Source organism: Arthrobacter sp. H20 (assembly GCF_000520515.1).
GTDB lineage: Bacteria > Actinomycetota > Actinomycetes > Actinomycetales > Micrococcaceae > Arthrobacter_D.
Genome location: NZ_KI914720.1, coordinates 35,808 through 51,640 on the forward strand (window position 1 = coordinate 35,808; position 15,833 = coordinate 51,640).

Annotated in this window: 20 protein-coding genes and 3 pseudogenes; 4 read left to right on the forward strand and 19 right to left on the reverse strand. The window is 62.6% G+C overall.

Annotated features, from left to right (window positions below; genetic code table 11):
- The 4 genes and pseudogenes from Y703_RS22925 to Y703_RS0106130 form a co-directional block, all read right to left on the reverse strand.
- Positions 1–163: pseudogene (locus Y703_RS22925) on the reverse strand (ATP-binding protein); the annotation flags it as partial.
- Positions 163–519: a YraN family protein gene (locus Y703_RS0106120; RefSeq protein ID WP_026552007.1), complete on the reverse strand. Its 357-nt coding sequence runs from the start codon at positions 517–519 to the stop codon at positions 163–165. The pseudogene Y703_RS22925 and the gene Y703_RS0106120, both read right to left, overlap by 1 nt.
- Before the next feature lie 131 nt (positions 520–650).
- Positions 651–1,145, reverse strand: a pseudogene (locus Y703_RS18280) (SRPBCC domain-containing protein).
- Positions 1,142–1,492, reverse strand: coding sequence for an ArsR/SmtB family transcription factor (locus tag Y703_RS0106130; RefSeq protein WP_026552008.1), 351 nt, complete (start codon positions 1,490–1,492; stop codon positions 1,142–1,144). Before Y703_RS0106130 ends, Y703_RS18280 begins: the two are co-directional and overlap by 4 nt.
- Before the next feature lie 86 nt (positions 1,493–1,578).
- Here Y703_RS0106130 and Y703_RS23315 point away from each other — a divergent pair, with 86 nt between their 5' ends.
- Positions 1,579–1,761 (forward strand): alpha/beta fold hydrolase, encoded by a 183-nt coding sequence (locus Y703_RS23315; RefSeq protein ID WP_343212876.1) that lies wholly within the window; start codon positions 1,579–1,581, stop codon positions 1,759–1,761.
- Positions 1,727–2,356, forward strand: a complete 630-nt coding sequence (locus Y703_RS18285; RefSeq protein WP_253907954.1) for an alpha/beta fold hydrolase — start codon at positions 1,727–1,729, stop codon at positions 2,354–2,356. Before Y703_RS23315 ends, Y703_RS18285 begins: the two co-directional genes overlap by 35 nt.
- A 32-nt stretch (positions 2,357–2,388) precedes the next feature.
- On the opposite strand, the gene Y703_RS0106140 is transcribed toward Y703_RS18285, so the two are convergent.
- The 13 genes from Y703_RS0106140 to ffh form a co-directional block, all read right to left on the reverse strand.
- Complete coding sequence (locus Y703_RS0106140; RefSeq protein ID WP_019482913.1) at positions 2,389–2,715, reverse strand: DUF2469 domain-containing protein; 327 nt, start codon at positions 2,713–2,715, stop codon at positions 2,389–2,391.
- Positions 2,716–2,722: 7 nt separating this feature from the next.
- On the reverse strand, positions 2,723–3,517 hold the full coding sequence (locus Y703_RS0106145; RefSeq protein ID WP_026552009.1) for a ribonuclease HII: 795 nt from the start codon (positions 3,515–3,517) through the stop codon (positions 2,723–2,725).
- Positions 3,514–4,341, reverse strand: coding sequence for a signal peptidase I (gene lepB, locus Y703_RS0106150; RefSeq protein ID WP_026552010.1), 828 nt, complete (start codon positions 4,339–4,341; stop codon positions 3,514–3,516). Before lepB (Y703_RS0106150) ends, Y703_RS0106145 begins: the two co-directional genes overlap by 4 nt.
- A 32-nt stretch (positions 4,342–4,373) precedes the next feature.
- Positions 4,374–5,042: a signal peptidase I gene (gene lepB / locus Y703_RS0106155; protein ID WP_035764043.1), complete on the reverse strand. Its 669-nt coding sequence runs from the start codon at positions 5,040–5,042 to the stop codon at positions 4,374–4,376.
- 21 nt (positions 5,043–5,063) lie between these two features.
- A complete protein-coding gene (rplS, locus tag Y703_RS0106160; protein ID WP_026552012.1) occupies positions 5,064–5,423 on the reverse strand; it encodes a 50S ribosomal protein L19 in 360 nt (119 codons plus the stop codon).
- Between the two features lie 198 nt (positions 5,424–5,621).
- The gene (gene trmD / locus Y703_RS0106165; protein WP_026552013.1) at positions 5,622–6,446 is read right to left on the reverse strand and encodes a tRNA (guanosine(37)-N1)-methyltransferase TrmD; all 825 of its coding nucleotides are present in this window, start codon (positions 6,444–6,446) and stop codon (positions 5,622–5,624) included.
- Positions 6,447–7,073 carry a ribosome maturation factor RimM gene (gene rimM, locus Y703_RS18290; RefSeq protein ID WP_051427351.1) on the reverse strand — a complete coding sequence of 209 codons (627 nt, stop codon included), beginning with the start codon at positions 7,071–7,073 and terminating at the stop codon, positions 6,447–6,449.
- A gap of 115 nt (positions 7,074–7,188) precedes the next feature.
- Positions 7,189–7,434 (reverse strand): RNA-binding protein, encoded by a 246-nt coding sequence (locus tag Y703_RS0106175; RefSeq protein ID WP_019482920.1) that lies wholly within the window; start codon positions 7,432–7,434, stop codon positions 7,189–7,191.
- Position 7,435: 1 nt separating this feature from the next.
- Entirely contained in the window at positions 7,436–7,855 is a 420-nt protein-coding gene (gene rpsP / locus Y703_RS0106180) for a 30S ribosomal protein S16 (protein ID WP_026552014.1), read from the reverse strand.
- Positions 7,856–8,029: 174 nt separating this feature from the next.
- The gene (locus Y703_RS0106185; protein WP_026552015.1) at positions 8,030–8,908 is read right to left on the reverse strand and encodes a VOC family protein; all 879 of its coding nucleotides are present in this window, start codon (positions 8,906–8,908) and stop codon (positions 8,030–8,032) included.
- Between the two features lie 182 nt (positions 8,909–9,090).
- Positions 9,091–9,585 (reverse strand): GNAT family N-acetyltransferase, encoded by a 495-nt coding sequence (locus Y703_RS0106190; protein WP_035764045.1) that lies wholly within the window; start codon positions 9,583–9,585, stop codon positions 9,091–9,093.
- Between the two features lie 24 nt (positions 9,586–9,609).
- Positions 9,610–10,317 (reverse strand): alpha/beta fold hydrolase, encoded by a 708-nt coding sequence (locus Y703_RS0106195; RefSeq protein WP_026552017.1) that lies wholly within the window; start codon positions 10,315–10,317, stop codon positions 9,610–9,612.
- 34 nt (positions 10,318–10,351) lie between these two features.
- Complete coding sequence (gene ffh / locus Y703_RS0106200) at positions 10,352–11,929, reverse strand: signal recognition particle protein (protein ID WP_026552018.1); 1,578 nt, start codon at positions 11,927–11,929, stop codon at positions 10,352–10,354.
- Positions 11,930–12,098: 169 nt separating this feature from the next.
- Between ffh and Y703_RS0106205 the strand changes: the two genes are divergently transcribed.
- Positions 12,099–13,478, forward strand: coding sequence for a glucose-6-phosphate dehydrogenase (locus Y703_RS0106205; protein ID WP_035764063.1), 1,380 nt, complete (start codon positions 12,099–12,101; stop codon positions 13,476–13,478).
- A gap of 90 nt (positions 13,479–13,568) precedes the next feature.
- Here the strand turns inward: Y703_RS0106205 and Y703_RS0106210 are convergent, their stop codons facing one another.
- Entirely contained in the window at positions 13,569–13,907 is a 339-nt protein-coding gene (locus Y703_RS0106210; protein ID WP_019482927.1) for a P-II family nitrogen regulator, read from the reverse strand.
- Positions 13,904–15,202, reverse strand: coding sequence for an ammonium transporter (locus Y703_RS0106215; RefSeq protein ID WP_026552019.1), 1,299 nt, complete (start codon positions 15,200–15,202; stop codon positions 13,904–13,906). The genes Y703_RS0106210 and Y703_RS0106215 overlap by 4 nt, the downstream gene beginning before the upstream one ends.
- A gap of 262 nt (positions 15,203–15,464) precedes the next feature.
- On the opposite strand from Y703_RS0106215, the pseudogene Y703_RS22930 reads away from it, so the two are divergent.
- Positions 15,465–15,833: pseudogene (locus tag Y703_RS22930) on the forward strand (hypothetical protein); the annotation flags it as partial.

Below are 15,833 nucleotides of genomic sequence, written 5' to 3' on the forward strand. Positions count from 1 at the left end.
TGCGGGCGGCCGCTCGAATCCGGTCGCGGGCCTCGTTCAGTGATGCGTCGGGCAGCCCCAGAATCACGAATGCTGGCAGCGTCTGCCCAATGTCAGCTTCCACCTCGATGATGTAGCCGTTCAGTCCCACCAGCGACACCGCGTAGGTGCGTCCCAGCGGCATTAGCTGACCGCCCGAAGGTATTCGATCTGCGGGTCGCCGGTGCCGTCGTCAACCACTGCCACGGCGTCCACCCGGATCTCTGAAAACCGTAGCTCATGCGCCACCGCCCACCTGGACGCCAGCAGGTAGAGCCGCTGTAGTTTGGCTGGATCGATGCCTTCCAACGGATGCCCGAAATCCAGTGAGGAGCGGGTCTTCACCTCAATGACCACCAGGGTTGACCCGTCAATTGCGACAAGGTCAATCTCGCCCAGTGCGCATCGCCAGTTGTGGTCCACCAGGTCCAGTCCTGCACCCTCGAGATACGACGCCGCCAGCGCCTCACCCCTACGTCCCAGTCGGTCCTTCGCCTTCATGACAACACCTCCGGTACCAGCCTGATACGGCTGGCATCGGAGGTGTCCGAAAACTCTGGTTATGTGGGAAAGTCCAGTCTTCACGTGTCCTGTGCAGGGCGGGTGCCGCAGGGCGGGTCAGCCTAACCGGGTTAGACCGTAGACCGATCCAGCACCGAGACGATCTGCGCCATTGCCTCCTTGATGCCTTCCCCCATCCCCATGGCGACCAACTTCTCCAACTGGTCAAGGCTCTCGAAACTGGACACCATAGTCATCCGTGAGCCACCGTCGATCGTCTCGAGGGTGACCGCTCCATGGGTGATGCCCATTTCATCCACCGGATCACCGAACTCGTCGGCGAAACCATCGTCAAACTCGAGATTGGTTGGTGCCTTGATAGCGGTGAATCGCCACCAGCCGCGGCTCGTGTCTCCGTCGGGGCCCGTCATGTAGTAGCTGGCTTTGCCCCCGGCCACGAAGTCGTGGCTGTCGAAGGTTGCGGGTTAGGTGGGTGGCCCCCACCATCGTTCGAGTTGCCGTGGGTCTTCCCAGACCTGCCACAGCCGCTCAGCGCCTGCATTGAACTCGGCGACGATGGTGAGGGTCAATGCCTCAGGGTCCTTGTGTGAACTGATGACTGTCATGATGGTGACTTTCCTTCTTCCTCAGCCAGGATGGCGGAAATCCGGTCGACACGCTGCCGCCAGATCGCCTCGTATCCCTCGAGCAGCCGCCGTGCCCGTCTCAATCCATCGAGATGAACCCGCACAATCTGCTCCCTTCCGCGCTTTTCCTTGGTCACCAGGGAAGCGCGCTCCAGAACCGCCACATGCTTTTGGACAGCGGCGAAACTCATGGCGTAGTGGGCAGCCAACCCGGATACAGAGAAATCACTGACCAGGGCCCGCGAGATAATGTCTCGTCGGGTGGCATCAGCAAAAGCCTGAAACAGGCGGTCAACATCAGCATCCGATAACTCATCTACAACCATACGGTTGTATGTTAGTGGAGGTTGGGTGAAGGTCAAGAGTCAATCGGCCTGGCGAAGAGTAGCCTGTGGCTATAAAATCCGAGGTTGTGACTCTTCGGCTACACACTGGCATTTCGATACCGTGCATCATCCGAGGTCTCCCAGGAGATCCTCCACTGTTGCTGCTGCATGCGTGGGGCGAATCGGGCCGAAGCTTTGAGCGGATCCTGCCTTTACTTGCCGGGTTCAGGGCCATTGCGCCCGATCTCCGGGGGTGCCGACCAGCCTGACGGGGGCTATGCTCTTGCAGAACAGGCAGACGACGCCGCAGCAGTCCTGGATGCTCTCGGGATCCGGCAAGCGTTAGTCCTCGGCTCCTCGAGCGGCGGCTACATTGCGCAGCAGTTAGCCGTCAGCCAGCCTCAGCGGGTGGCAGCGCTAGTGCTCGCGGGGTCACCGCTGACACTGCGGGGAAGGCCGGAATTCGCCGACGACGTCGACCGCCTTTCCGACCCGATCGACAGTGGCTGGGTGCGGAACTCGCTCGCGTGGTTTCCCCTGCAGCGGGCCGTACCTCAATGGTTCGTCGAGGACCGGGTGGCCGACGGAGTGGGAATGCCTGCCCGGGTCTGGAAGCTGACCCTTGATGGCTTCTGCAGGGCGATTCCACCCACCGAGGTGGGAACCATCCCTGTACCAACGCTCGTCCTGTGGGGAGCCCACGACGGACTGGTACCTCGGCGCTATATGGAGACACTTGCGGCCCGAATCCCGAGGTCAGTACTCACTGTCTACCCCGACGTCGGCCATCTGGTTCTGTGGGAGGATCCTGCCCGTGTCGCAACGGATGCGTCATCTTTTTTTCGGTCTCTCGACCAGCCCTGAAACGAGGGTAGGTCCGACTACCCCGGCGCCGATCAGTTCCCGAGCGGACCGTCCTTGGGCAGGGCAATGTCATCCGATTTGGTCAGTTCCTCGACATTGACGTCCTTGAACGTAATCACTCTGACATTTTTCACGAACCGGGCCGTGCGGTAGACATCCCACACCCACGCGTCCTGAAGCGTCAGGTCGAAGTAGATCTCGCCGTCGGCCGAGCGCGCCTGCAGGTCAACATGGTTGGCGAGATAAAACCGGCGTTCAGTTTCCACCACGTAGCTGAATAGGCCAACGACGTCGCGGTACTCGCGATAGAGCTGCAGCTCCATATCGGTTTCGTAGTTCTCAAGATCCTCAGCGCTCATGAACCCATCATCCACCAATTTCCACGCGGGGCATGCCGATCCGGTCTCTGGTGCCGAGGCGCCAGGTAGTGCGGTGCAGCCCGGTGGGGCCCAGCCCGTGGATCGCAGCGCGGTGACCTGCAGTGGCATACCCCTTGTTGACCTCCCAGCCGTACTGCGGATGGTCGCCGGCGTAGGACACCATCATGGCGTCCCGCTCAACCTTCGCCAGCACGCTTGCGGCAGCGACACTGAGGCACTGCAGATCGGCCTTGATTCGGGTGTGAACCGGGACGTTACAGCCCGCGGGTACCTCGGCGTCGAACGCCTCCGTCTCCACCGGGTCGGTCTCCACCGGGCCCGCCTCCAGCGGGCCCGCCTCCAGCGTCGCGGTAGCGAAGGTTTCGGTGTCGAACAGCGTGGCTTCCGGACGCGGAGAGAGCCAATCGTGGTTGCCGTCGAGAATCACTGCGTCGGGTCGAACGGTCACAACAACCTGCTCCCAGGCGCGGTTTCCTGCCAACTGCAGCGCGCGCATTAGCCCGACGTCGTCAATCTCGGCCGAGCTGGCATGCCCGACGCCGTGGGCGAGAGCCCATTTCTTGATGCGCGGGACCAATCGGACGCGATCAGCAGGCGAGAGCAGCTTGCTGTCCCGCACTCCCCTGAGCCCCTTGACGGCTGCCAGGTCGATCACCACCAACCCGACGGAGACCGGTCCGGCCAGGGCACCCCTGCCCACTTCGTCGCATCCCGCCAAAAATTGATGCCCGGATTCGATGAATGACCGTTCAAAACGGAGAGTTGGTGGAGCTGATTTCACGGTTGCTGTGGCGCCGTCTCAGCCGAGGCAGCCGCTGGGCCGGGTATGCCGTCGAACACGGCCGGGTAGTTACCGAGGAATCCGATCCGGTTCAACGGCCAGGCGATGACCGCTGCCTTGCCTTCAATGTCTTCGACGTCGATGAATCCTGCGTTTGGCTTGTCGGTATTGGCCCGGGAGTCGGCTGACGCGTTGCGGTGATCGCCCATCACCCAGATCTTGCCTTCCGGGACGGTCACGTCGAACTCGGTGTCTGACGGGCTGGCCCCCGGATAGAGGTACGGCTCGTCAAGCGGTTCGCCATTCACTGTGATCCGGCCGCCGTCGTCGCAGCACACCACCCGGTCCCCTGCCATGCCGATGACCCGCTTCACCAGGTGCTGCTGGGTGTCATCGGGAAGAAGACCAACGAAGATCAGCCCGTCCTTCACCCAGTTGGTTCCTGGCCCCGTGCCGGGCGGCGGCGCTGGCAGCCACCCTTCGGTGTCCTCGAAGACGACAACATCTCCGCGCTGCAGCTCAAAGGGAGTAGGGACCAGCTGATTGACGAAGATCCGGTCGTCGATCTCCAGGGTGTTCTCCATCGAGCCCGAGGGGATGAAGAAAGCCCTGAACAGGAACGTCTTAATCAGGAAGGACAGCAGGATCGCAATTCCTACGATGATCAGGATTTCCTTGAGCCAGCCGCCCAGGCTGCGGGCGCCGTCGTCGTTCGCCGTCTTCCTGGTGGTGCGATTGCGGCGCGAAGGGCCGCCATCCGGTCCTTGAGCATCTGAGTGGGCGTCAGCGTCGTCGTTGGACTTGCCGGGGATGCTCGTTGCCATCTGCTGGTCATCTACCTAAGGTCGGTTCTCGGTCAATCGGTTAAACGCTCAATGGGGCCAGACCGTGACGGCGGCCAGATGATCTGCACTGCCCGTCCGAGCACCCGGTCGGTCGAGACCAGCCCCCCACCCGGAGCTCCGAGCAGCGACCGCGAGTCAAACGATTCGGAGCGGTGGTCGCCCATTACCCACAATTTACCCTGCGGGACCTCCACCTCGAACTGTTGGTCACTGGGTGCGTCCGAGGGGAACACGTAAGGCTCATTGAGGGGGTTCCCATTCACCTCGACGCGACCTTTGGGGCCACTGCAGCAGGACACTGTGTCGCCGCCGATGCCGAGGATGCGCTTGACGTAGACGGTGTCGCTGCCGGAAATGCCCAGCCAGTGGCCCACTGTACCGAGGAGCTCGCCCGCCCCGCCGCCGCTGATCGGGTCAAAGGAGCCCCGGCCATCGAAAACGACTACGTCGCCGCGCTGCGGTTCCGTGTCCATCCGGGAGACCAGCACCCGGTCTCCTTCCTCAAGGAGCGGCTGCATTGACTCGGAGGGAATGAAGTAGATGTCCGCCACTGTTGCCCTGAGGACCGAGGCGACCACTACCGCCATGAGGAGGGCGGACAGCACAAAACGCCAGCCCCGAAAGGGCCGGCGTTTTGGTTGTGCTCCCGCAGCGTGCCGGGGAAGATCTGATCCCGGCATGGTGCAGTTCAAGAACTGGTGTTACTTGGCGGTCTTGGGTTCGCGCTTTTCCTTGATCTTGGCGGCCTTGCCGCGCAGATCGCGCATGTAGTACAGCTTGGCCCGGCGGACATCGCCGCGTGAAACAACCTCGATTTTGTCAAGGACTGGGGAGTGAACCGGGAAGGTACGCTCCACGCCTACACCGAAGCTGATCTTGCGGACGGTGAAGGTTTCGCGGAGGCCATCGCCCTGCCGGCCAACAACGAAGCCCTGGAAGATCTGAACACGGGTGTTCTTGCCTTCAATGATGTTGACGTGCACCTTGAGGTTGTCACCGGCGCGGAATGCAGGAATGTCGGTGCGCAGTGATGCTGCGTCGACGGCGTCAAGAATATGCATGGTTATTGCTCCTGGTGAACGCCACAGGTCATTCACGTTGGTCACAGCGGTCAAGGCCTAGGCAATGTCCGCCGGAAAATTAGGACCGGCAGACCATGACTTGGCCGCCAGCGTGTCAGCCTGTTGGTAGCTCTCCCCCTGTGGCAGGGAACAACCCAGTAGACACAAACTTCAATTATGCCATAGGGCAGGGCTCATTCAGAACGTCACGGTGGTTGAGTCGGACCGTTCATCGGAATCCCCCCGGCGCCGCAGCGCGCCGCCGACGACGTCGTACCCCAGCGCCGCCAGCTCGGAGCGATCAGCTGCGCTCAGCGCGTTGGGCAGCAGCCCCTCCAGCAGGTCCGGCCGACGCTGCGCCGTCCGGCGGAGCTGCTCGCTCCGCCGGAACTGGGCGATCCGCGCATGATTGCCGCTGAGCAGTACCTCGGGAATTGCCTGTCCGCGCCAGGCGGAGGGCTTGGTGTATACCGGGTATTCCAGAAGCCCATCGGCATGGGATTCCTCGACCAACGATTCGGGATTCCCCACCACCCCTGGCAGCAGCCTGCCGACAGCTTCAACCATCGCCAGCACTGCCACCTCGCCCCCATTGAGGACATAGTCGCCGAGACTGACCGCCCGGACGTCGAAGAAATCGCTGGCCCAGCCGAGCACCCGTTCGTCGATTCCCTCGTACCTGCCGCACGCGAAGGCGAGGTGTGGTTCCTCGGCTAGGTCGTGTGCCATCCGCTGGTTGAATACCTGCCCCGCTGGCGATGGAACGATCAGCACCGGACGACCCTCGGCAGGAGACGTGTCGATCACCGACTCCAGAGCCAGCGCCCACGGTTCCGGCTTCATCACCATTCCCGCTCCCCCGCCATAGGGGGTGTCGTCAACTGTGCGATGCCGGTCAGTGGTGAAGCCGCGCAGGTCATGGACCCGCACATCCAGCAGTCCGTCCTGACGCGCCTTGCCGATTAGCGACAGGTCAAGGGCGGCAAGATACTCAGGGAAGATACTGACGACGTCAATGCGCACTTAGCGACCGCTGCCCTCAGTGCCAGCTGACTCGTCGGTGGTTGCATCCCCGGCGACAGGGACGTCACTGCTAAGACCGCTCACTTCACCGTCATCAGGTCCCGCCTGGTTGGAACCAGGCAGGTTCAGCTCGAACAGGCCGACCGGTGGGGTCAAAAGGACATAACCGCCTGCCACGTTCACCTCGGGGACAATCTCAGTGACAAACGGGACAAGTGTTTCGTGCCCGGCTGAGGTTTCCACCATCAGCAGATCCTGCACCTCGAGAGTGCGGAGTCCGCTGACTTTGCCGACGACGTCGTCCCCTACCCGCACCTCAAGTCCCACCAGTTCGTGTTCGTACCAGGCGTCGTCGTCGTCATCCTCGGCCTCATCGGTATCGATGAACAGTTTGGCTCCGCGGAGGGTTTCCGCAGCGTTGCGATCCGCGAAACCGTCGAAGCCGAGGATCAGGATGTCTTTGTTCCAGCGGGCGCCGCTGACCTCGAGCTGGCCGAGGGATGCCGGTTCCGCCCTGAAGATGGAGCCGGCCTCGAACCTGTCCTCCGGCGCGTCGGTGAACAACTGCACAGTGACTTCGCCGCGAATACCGTGGGGCTTGCCGATCCTGGCAACCTGAACTTCCATCTAAGACTCCTGGGTGCTGGTGGGGAACTGGACATAAATTTGGCCCCTCCACCATTATCCGGTGCGGGGCCAAACTCATTGAGTTATTATCTTGAAGCAGTGGGCTGAAGCGCTGTTAGCCCCGGCGGCGGTCCGTATCAACTACGTCAACGCGTACCGGTTCGCCATCAGCGAGGGCTGACACAACTGTGCGCAACGCGCGGGCTGTGCGGCCCTGACGGCCGATGACACGGCCCAGATCGTCCTGATGAACCCGCACCTCAAGGGTTTCCCCACGGCGGTTGTTCTTCAGGGAAACCTTGACATCATCAGGACTGTCAACGATTCCCCGGACGAGGTGTTCCAGCGCTTCTGCCAGCAATTTACTTGGCCTCGGCGGTTTCCGTCTCGGCGTCGGCTGGTGCCTCGGCGTCGGACTTCTTGGCCTTGGGCGTGATGGCTTCAGGAACGATTACCGAACCCTTTTCAGGGGCGGTGAAGGTTTCCTTGGGAGCCTTGGTCTTCAAGGTTCCCTCCTGGCCTTCGAGTCCCTTGAACTTCTGCCAGTCTCCGGTGATCTTGAGCAGCACGGCAACCTGCTCGGTTGGCTGTGCGCCAACTCCGAGCCAGTACTGTGCGCGATCCGACTTGATCTCGATGAACGAGGGCTCTTCGGTGGGGTTGTACTTACCGATTTCCTCGAGGGCACGGCCATCACGCTTGGCGCGTGCATCCATGACGACGACACGGTAGAAAGGTGCGCGGATCTTACCCATGCGCTTCAGGCGAATCTTTACGGCCACTGTTGTGGTCACTCCTTGATGATCTAAAGGGGTGAACCCTACTCAGTGCTCCCGTGGGGCGGGCCACTGCTGAGGGTTCAAAAGGACAAGATGCGCGCGCAGAGAGAGGGGCTGCCCGGATCGAGTACGTATCTATTGTGCCAGATCCCGGACTCCAGCACGAATCACGCCACACTAGCTCATTGCCACCCGAATTCTGTTGTTCCACGGATCGTTGAAGCGCAGTTCGCTGCCGGTGTGGTGGTTGTTGATACCGGCAACCGTGAGCCGGTCAGCCAGTGCGCCCATGTGGTCTTCTGCGGGCACCCGAATGAGCACTTCCCCAAGGCCCAATGTGTCCTTGCGGGGTCCGGCGCCGCGGCTGTTCCACACGTTCATCGCCATGTGGTGGTGGTATCCGCCGGCCGAGACGAACAGGGCCTGACCGCGCCAGCCGGCAGTCCGCTCGAAACCGAGGGTGTCCACGTAGAATTTGCCTGCCGTCTCGACGTCGCCAACCTGTAAGTGGACGTGCCCGACGACGGCACCCGCCGCGGTCCGGCCAGTAACCGCGTCTTCGGTGAGGTGGTCACGCAGGTAGTCGTCGGCGGGAAGCCTGAGGCTATCCATCACGACTGTCCTGCCAGTGACCTCGCTGCTCCACTGCCATGTACTGCGGGGCTTGTCGAAGTAGAGTTCAATCCCGTTACCCTCCGGGTCGGTAAAATAGAACGCCTCGCTGACGAGGTGGTCTGCACTGCCGACATACAGGCCGGCGTCGTACTGGGCTGTGGCGGCGACGGTGGCGGCTAGCGCTGACCGGTCGTCGAACAAGAGTGCTGTATGGAACAACCCGGCTTCACCCCGGGCAGGGAGCTGCAGGCCTGTGGCTGGGGCGAGGCGAATGAGCGGCGTGTTCGCCCGGCCAAGGGAGAGGCCTTCACTGGTTTCCTCAACTACGTCGAGGCCGAGAGCCCGCCGGTAGTACTCGGACATCCGGGCAAGGTCGCCCACCTTGAGTATCACTGTGCCCATCGACAGATCATTGGGCAGCAAATCCTGGGGGTTGGTCATAGTTGCTCCTCTACGTCACGCTGTATCAGGATGAACTACTTGAAGCTTCAACTTATTCCCGTCGAGTGCTGTGCACCTCTCCCCAGGTACTGGTGGTAGTTCGGCGTGTCGTACCGGGACACGCCGTCGTCGAGGCTTTTGCGGGCAGAAGGTGGGGAGTCCGGGACGGCTGCGGGTCTTTGCTACAGCGTGGCACGCATGATCACTCTCCGTCCGATGCGGTCCAGACCGATGATTAGTTCATGCTCTCGAAGGCCCAGCAGCGCCGGGGACAGGTCCTCCACAACCTCGAATCCGCAGGTCTCGTAGAACGGGCAGTTGAACGGCACCTCAGCGAAGGTACTGAGGGTCATCGAGGTGTAGCCGTGCTCGCGCGACCAGTCCTTTGACGCTTCAACGAGGCCGCGGCCGATTCCCTGGCCCGCACGATGCGGAAGGACTGAGAGCTGCTCGAGGTGGGCAGCGCCGTCGAGCTCCTCCACCCGGGCGAAACCGACACAGGGACGCCCGGCGACCAACAGCTTCAGTGCTGCCGCAAGCTCGCCCCGCGGCGGACCTGCAGGCAGGGCCATTGGCAGAGGTTTTCCGTCAATAGAAGTCAGAATAGTGTCGGCCGCTGCCTCGATCACCGGCAGAAACGCGATGTCCAGCAGATCGGCGTGACGAATACTGAACATGTGCTCGAGTATAGGTGTACGTCTTTAGTGCTCAGCGGAACTGGCGTGAGAAGCGACGAACCCGCGAATCAGGGCGTCTCCCTCGGGGGTGTCCTGGGGGCGGTGTCCGCCCGGCGCAACCAGATGGCGGGCGCCGGTGACCGCCAGGTAGTCAGCAATCTCCTCATAGAGAGGCTCCCACCCGCCGGTGAGGATCAAGGTTGGCACCCCCGGGACGATATGCAGTGGCGCCTCCCACGGCGGGGACTGCAATCTCAGCCGTCGTGCGGCGCGCTGAGCCTCGGACGTCGCTGGATGCCGCGCGTCAGTGGAAAATACGAGCCTGACGAATTCCTGGAGGAACGCCTCATCGGTCAGCGAGTCTCGGCGTTCATACAGCTGACCAACCAGCTCACGGTGTGCTGAAGTGGCAGGCTGGTCAGTGGTCAGGGACAAACACGCCGGCTCGATCAGCACCAGTGAACGGACCAGATCGGGACGCTCGACCGCGGCCATCATGGCCGAGATCGCACCCTGCGAATGGGCCACCACATGCCCACCCTCCCCCAGCGCTTCAATGACAATCCGCTGATCTTCGCTGAAATCGGTCGGCAGCGGATCAACTCCGGCTTCGAAGCCGTGGCGGCGGAGATAGAGGCAGTCGTAGCTGCTCGCCAGGGCGTGCTGGGTGGGCCAGGCAGCGGCGCCGAAGCTACCGCTGCCATGGACAAAAACGAGTCGTTCGTGGGTCATTGCACCGCTCATAAGGGTCCTGGCGTGGGAGGGCCTACTTGCCGAGGAACTTGTCGAAGCCCTTGGGGAGATTGAGGGATGACGGGTCGAAGTTGTCCTGCCCACCAAACGCCGCCCCGGAGGGCACCGATGGCCGGTTCCGGCGCGCCTCGGCATCGGCTCGCTCCTGGGCTGCCTTTGCCGGGTTGCCCGACTTCGCCTTCTTCTTGCCCTTTGACACGGCCTTGCCCTTGCGGGCGCCACCGTTGAATCCGCCAGGACCCGCCATGCCGGGCATACCGGGCATTCCTCCGCCGGACGCCATCTTCTTCATCATCTTCTGCGCCTGCCCGAAACGCTCCAGCAGACCGTTGACCTCAGAGACGTGAACACCCGAGCCACGCGCAATCCGGGCGCGGCGTGAGCCGTTGATGATCTTCGGTGCGACGCGCTCGTGCTTGGTCATTGACCGCACGATTGCTTCGACGCGGTCAATCTCCCGTTCATCGAAGTTTTCCAGCTGCTCGCGCATACCTGCGGCGCCAGGCATCATCATCAGCATCTTCTTCATGGAGCCCATGTTGCGGATCTGCTGCATTTGCGCCAGGAAATCGTCGAGGGTGAAGTCTTCCTGGTCGGAGAACTTCTGCGCCATCCGCGCAGCTTCGTCCTTGTCCCAGGACTTCTCAGCCTGCTCGATCAGCGTGAGGATGTCGCCCATGTCAAGGATGCGCGAAGCCATCCGGTCCGGGTGGAACAGCTCGAAGTCGTTAAGACCCTCACCGGTCGAGGCGAACATGACAGGCTTACCGGTGACCGACGCAACTGACAGCGCTGCACCACCCCGGGCGTCACCGTCGAGCTTGGTCAGGACCACGCCGGTGAAGTTGACGCCCTCGTTGAAAGCCTGAGCCGTGTTGACGGCGTCCTGGCCGATCATCGCGTCAATCACGAACAGCACTTCGTCCGGGTTGACTGCGTCGCGGATGTCAGACGCCTGCTGCATCAGTTCGGCGTCAATGCCGAGCCGGCCAGCGGTATCGACAATGACCACATCGTGCAGTTTGGTGCGCGCCTCGGCGACACCGGCGCGCGCAACGGCGACTGGGTCACCCGTGGCGGTCTCAAACTCGGAACTGACACCCGGGTGAGGTGCAAAGACCGGAACCCCGGCGCGTTCGCCGTTAACCTGCAACTGCTTAACGGCGTTGGGCCGCTGCAGGTCACAGGCCACCAGGAGGGGGCTGTGTCCCTGGCCCTTGAGCCATTTGGAGAGCTTCCCGGCGAGGGTGGTCTTACCCGCGCCCTGCAGGCCAGCGAGCATAATCACAGTCGGTGGATTCTTCGCGAGCCGGATACGACGGGTTTCACCGCCGAGGATGCCAACGAGTTCCTCGTTGACAATCTTGACTACCTGCTGGCCCGGATTCAGCGCCTGGGACACCTCAAGGCCCAGTGCACGTTCCTTGACCCTGGCGGTGAACTCACGCACCACTGTGACCGCAACGTCGGCGTCAAGGAGGGCACGACGGATTTCGCGTACCGTCGCGTCGACGTCGGCTTCGGAGAGCCGGCCCTTTCCGCGGAGGTTCTTGAAAGTTTCTGTCAACCGGTCAGAGAGTGAATTGAACACGTGCCGTGAACTGCTTTCTTCGATGGATGGAGGGCTCTGTCATCAAGGGTACCAACTGGGGCCGGTGGCGGCGTGCGGGACATCTCGGCACCAAGGTGGCAGGGTGAATGGTGTGGAAACTCATACAAACTCAGTACAGGACGACGTCCCCTTCTCCACCGGCCAGGAGATGGCGACACTGCTCATCCTGGGCGCGTCAGGTGATCTGACGGGCAGACTACTGCTGCCCGGCCTCGCACGGCTGGTCCGGCACGGACGGGCCACTGGCCTGCATCTGGTGGGGGCTGGCTACGATGCCTGGACTGCTGAACAGTGGTCTGAGCGAGTCGCCCACTCATTTGCCGCCGCGCTGGAGGCCGCAGACGACGCCGGTCAATCAGCCCTGAACCTCCTGCGGACCACCAGCGAGTATCGGCGGGTAGACGTCACCGCGCCCGGTGAACTGGCGCAGTTGACCACAACCCTGCCGGGGCCAACCGCCGTGTACTTCGCGTTGCCGCCGGCCATCGCTGAGCAGGCGTGTGAACTGCTCTCCCCCGGCGATCTGCCGGCCGGCACCCGGCTCGTCATGGAGAAGCCTTTCGGCACCGACCAGGCGTCAGCGTTCCGGCTCAACGAAACGCTGACCCAGCTGGTCCCCGAAGACCACATCCACCGGGTGGACCATTTCCTGGGGAAAGCAACAGTGCTCAATATTTTGGGCCTGAGATTCGCGAACCGGCTCCTGGAGCCGGTCTGGAACAACCTGCACATTGACCGGGTGGAGGTGGTCTACGACGAGGCCCTCGCTCTGGAGAGCCGCGCCGGCTATTACGACGGCGCCGGAGCGCTGCGCGATATGATCCAAAGCCACCTGCTGCATGCCATGGCCATCCTCGCGATGGAGTCCCCGGTCAGTCTGCACGAACGGGACCTTCGGGATGGCGTCGGCGCAGTGCTGCGCGCCAGCTCGGTTGATCCCGACTTCGCCAGGAGCACCCGGCGTGCCCGGTACACGGCCGGGACCATCGACGGAAAGGACATCCCCGACTACGCGGCCGAGGACGGCGTCGACCCGTCGCGGCGCACCGAGACCCTCGCCGAAATCACCGTGTCCATCAACAATGCGCGGTGGTCCGGTGTGCCTTTCATCCTGCGGTCCGGGAAGGCACTGGGTGGAAGCCGAAAGGAAGCGCTGGTGACGTTCAAGCCGGTGAGCCATCTTCCGACGGGTTTCAGCGGGCAGGACTCGCCAACCCAGCTCCGGATCGGCTTTGGTCCCGAAACCCTCAAACTGGAGATTGATGTCAACGGACCCGGGGATATCTTCGCCCTGGACCGTGCTGTGCTCGAGGTTGAACTCAATGCTTCGGAGCTGCTGCCCTACGGTGAAGTCCTTGAGGGAGTGCTGACCGGTGATCCCACCCTGTCGGTGCGCGGCGACACCGCCGAGGACTGCTGGCGGATTGTTGACCCGGTGCTCGATGCCTGGGCCACCAATGAGGTGGCGCTTGAAGAGTATCCGGCGGGCTCCTCCGGCCCCGCGGCCTGGACTGACCCGGCCTCTTAAAGGCCTAGGTCACCCGTCGGATCCGAGCATCAGCTGTAAGCGCTGATCCCGGATCCGAGGGGTGACGTCGACCCGTGTGGTGGGCCTGGGTTAGAGCGCGGCGTCGCCGCGTTCCCCGGTGCGGACGCGGACGGCGTCCTCCACTGGGATAACCCACACCTTCCCGTCACCGGCCCGTCCGGTGTTGGCGGTTGAGACCAGGACATCGACGATGTCGGTGACCCAGGCATCAGCGACCAGTACTTCGACACGGATCTTCTGCAGCAGGTCCACCGTGTATTCGGCGCCACGGTATACCTCGGTGTGGCCGCGCTGTCTTCCGTATCCGCTGGCTCCGCTGACTGTCAGGCCCTGCACCCCGTAGGTTTCCAGGGCCCCGCGGACGCCGTCGAGCTTATCCGGACGGACAATTGCTGTTACGAGCTTCATGAGTTCACCTTTTCCGAAGCACCGTGTGTGGCTGCAACATTGTCAGTTGGGTGGAACTGCCCGCCGACGCCCAGGCCACCAAATTCGTAGGCAGTTTCGGCATGCTCGGAAAGGTCAACACCTGACACCTCGTTATCAGCAGTGATGCGGAATCCGATGGTCTTGTGGATGGCGAGACCAATGATGGCTGTCATCACGGCCGAGAGAGTGATGGCAATCAGTACCGAGACCACCTGGGCGAGCAACTGGCTACCGCCGCCGCCGTAGAAGAGGCCGCCGCCTTCACCGTCGACCGGCATGGCGATGAAGCCCAGCGCGATGGTGCCGACAGTTCCGGCGACCAGGTGAACGGCGACGACGTCGAGCGAGTCATCGAAGCCCAACTTGTACTTCAGCCCCACGGCCAGTGCACACAGCATGCCGGCTACCAGGCCGAGGCCGATAGCTCCGATGGGGCTGACGTTGGCACACGCGGGTGTGATGGCTACGAGGCCGGCGACGATACCCGAGGCCGCGCCGAGCGACGTCGGACGTCCATCGCGGAAACGTTCAAGGACGAGCCAGCCAACCATTGCGGCTGCGGGAGCCACCATGGTGTTCATCCAGATCAGGCCCGCTTCTTCGGCGGAGTCTGCCGCGCCGCCGTTGAATCCGAACCAGCCGAACCAGAGCAGCGCCGCGCCGAGCATTACCAGCGGCACATTATGGGGACGCTGTGCTGGATCTTTGCCGAAACCCTGACGCTTGCCGAGGATGATAGCCAGCACCAGTGCTGCAACGCCTGCGCTGATGTGGACAACTGTGCCACCGGCGAAGTCGATTGCCTCGCCAACCGCGCCACCCACAGCGCCATCGGCGCTCAGCAGCCCACCGCCCCAGACCATGAAGGCAAGCGGGCAGTAGACGAGGGTTACCCAGATCGGAACGAACAGGGACCAGGCACCGAACTTCGCCCGGTCAGCAATCGCACCGCTGATCAGGGCGACTGTGATGATAGCGAAGGTCACCCCGTAACCGGCTCCGATCATATCTTCGGTGCCGATGAGCCCTTCAAGGCCGAAGGAAGCGAAGGGGTTGCCGAACAGCTGGGCGACGCCCTCGCCGCCGGTCATTGAGTACCCCCAGAGGACCCATACGATGCCGACCAACCCGACGGCGATGAAACTCATCATCATCATGTTCAGTGCGGCCTTGGCGCGCGTCATGCCGCCGTAGAAAAATGCCAGCCCCGGTGTCATTAGAAGCACCATTGCGGCCGAAACCAATACCCAGACGTGACCTGCTGTCAGATCCATCGTCACATCCTCTCGCGAGTGGCGGGGAGTTCCCACATTCGCAAGTCTGCCCGCGCTGTGTTTCGTCTCCGTGAGCCTATTGATTGCCGGGAGGTTACAGAACCCGCACCGTGGTAAAGAATGCGTGACGGCCATGTTTCGGCTGTGTGAACTGGCTCTCAATTTGCTGTCGTTGCTGGACTGGCACCACCGGAAAAGGTAGGGAAAAGAAGCAGGCTTCGGGCTGGTTAGACTGGCTAGGAGCTGACAACGATGGAGAGTAATGTCCGAATACCCCGATAGCCCGACGCCTGATCCTGTTCCGGAGGAAACCCAGCAAGAGCCTGCCCGGCGTTCCCGTCCGAGCCCGAAGGTCATGGTCGCAACCGGACTAGCAACAATAGTCGTGCTGGTTGGTGCAGGGGTAGGCATTTCTGCTCTCGCCCAGGATGACGAGCCAAGTGCGACGTCGTCGCCGTCGTCGACGTCGTCGTCGCCGTCGTCGTCGTCCTCACCGGCCGCTCCGGCTGTTGAGACCTCACCGGCGCCCCCACCTGAGCCGTTGCCCGAATCGACTGAGCCACTCCCGCCAGCGCCGACAGTTTTCTATGAGCAGGCGGGCCCACCCGCCGGTTCACCGCTGGAAGCTGTT

What these genes read in the sequence shown, in the direction of transcription:
- Y703_RS0106185 (WP_026552015.1), bottom strand. Translation starts at nt 8,908, where the DNA reads ATGACCAACCCCCAGGATTTGCTGCCCAATGATCTGTCGATGGGCACA.
- Y703_RS0106130 (WP_026552008.1), bottom strand. Translation starts at nt 1,492, where the DNA reads ATGGTTGTAGATGAGTTATCGGATGCTGATGTTGACCGCCTGTTTCAG.
- Y703_RS0106210 (WP_019482927.1), bottom strand. Translation starts at nt 13,907, where the DNA reads ATGAAGCTCGTAACAGCAATTGTCCGTCCGGATAAGCTCGACGGCGTC.
- lepB (WP_035764043.1), bottom strand. Translation starts at nt 5,042, where the DNA reads ATGCCGGGATCAGATCTTCCCCGGCACGCTGCGGGAGCACAACCAAAA.
- Y703_RS0106195 (WP_026552017.1), bottom strand. Translation starts at nt 10,317, where the DNA reads ATGACCCACGAACGACTCGTTTTTGTCCATGGCAGCGGTAGCTTCGGC.
- rplS (WP_026552012.1), bottom strand. Translation starts at nt 5,423, where the DNA reads ATGCATATTCTTGACGCCGTCGACGCAGCATCACTGCGCACCGACATT.
- lepB (WP_026552010.1), bottom strand. Translation starts at nt 4,341, where the DNA reads ATGGCAACGAGCATCCCCGGCAAGTCCAACGACGACGCTGACGCCCAC.
- Y703_RS0106215 (WP_026552019.1), bottom strand. Translation starts at nt 15,202, where the DNA reads ATGGATCTGACAGCAGGTCACGTCTGGGTATTGGTTTCGGCCGCAATG.
- Y703_RS0106190 (WP_035764045.1), bottom strand. Translation starts at nt 9,585, where the DNA reads ATGTTCAGTATTCGTCACGCCGATCTGCTGGACATCGCGTTTCTGCCG.
- Y703_RS0106120 (WP_026552007.1), bottom strand. Translation starts at nt 519, where the DNA reads ATGAAGGCGAAGGACCGACTGGGACGTAGGGGTGAGGCGCTGGCGGCG.
- rimM (WP_051427351.1), bottom strand. Translation starts at nt 7,073, where the DNA reads ATGGAAGTTCAGGTTGCCAGGATCGGCAAGCCCCACGGTATTCGCGGC.
- Y703_RS0106205 (WP_035764063.1), top strand. Translation starts at nt 12,099, where the DNA reads ATGGCGACACTGCTCATCCTGGGCGCGTCAGGTGATCTGACGGGCAGA.
- Y703_RS0106140 (WP_019482913.1), bottom strand. Translation starts at nt 2,715, where the DNA reads ATGAGCGCTGAGGATCTTGAGAACTACGAAACCGATATGGAGCTGCAG.